The sequence below is a fragment of the Caballeronia choica genome (assembly GCF_001544535.1).
Classification (GTDB): domain Bacteria; phylum Pseudomonadota; class Gammaproteobacteria; order Burkholderiales; family Burkholderiaceae; genus Caballeronia; species Caballeronia choica.
In genome coordinates this window covers 1-829 of the sequence record NZ_FCON02000545.1, presented here as the reverse complement: position 1 = coordinate 829, position 829 = coordinate 1, and the positions used below count along the sequence as shown (strand labels likewise).

Here is an 829-nt window from a genome sequence, read left to right as displayed (position 1 = left end):
CATGTATCTGCATCCGACTTACGCGGTGACGCCGTCGCGCGAACCGCTGGGCGTGCTGGACGCCTACATGTGGGCGCGTGAGCCGAAGGATGCGCATGGCGTGCGTCCCGGCATCAAGGAAAGCACCCGCTGGATCGAAGGCTACGAGCGGCTAGCCGAACAAGCCGCAGAACTGCCCACCACGCGGCTCGTCTATGTGGCTGACCGGGAATCGGACATCGTGGCGCTGATGGTCAAGGCACGCGAGTTGGGGCATCCCGCAGATTGGCTGATCCGCTCACAGCACAATCGCGCGCTGCCCGATGGTGGCAAGCTGTGGAACAAAGCGAGCGCGGGCGAGCCATTGGGCGGAATTCACTTTACGCTGGCCGCTCGCCAAGGGCAGCCGGCGCGCACGGTACGGCAGCAGGTGTGGGCGCAGCGGGTCGCGTTGCCCGATGCTGCAGGCGGCGTCGTGAGCGCCACTTGCATCGTCGCCCGCGAAGTGGACACCCCGGCGGGCGTCAAGCCGGTCGAATGGCGCCTGCTGAGTAATCGCGAGGTGACCGACTTCGACATGGCGGTGCAACTGATTGACTGGTACCGCGCGCGTTGGGAGGTGGAGTTGTTCTTTCACGTGCTCAAGAACGGTTGTCAGGTCGAGGCGCTGCAACTGACGTCGATGGCGCGGCTCGAGCGCGCCTTGGCGCTGTTCATCGTGGTAGCGTGGCGCATTGCCCGGCTGATGCGGCTGGGCCGTACATGTCCCGATCTCGACGCAGAACTGCTGTTCGAATCCGATGAGTGGCGCGCGGCGTTCATTCTCAACAAGCAGAAGCCGCCCAAGACG

The 829-nt window shown here is 64.8% G+C and carries 1 protein-coding gene; it reads left to right on the top strand.

All coding sequences use genetic code 11. The annotated features are described in order from the left end of the window. The coding region (locus AWB68_RS45620; RefSeq protein WP_125483333.1) for an IS4 family transposase at positions 1–829 on the top strand (829 nt) is incomplete at both ends.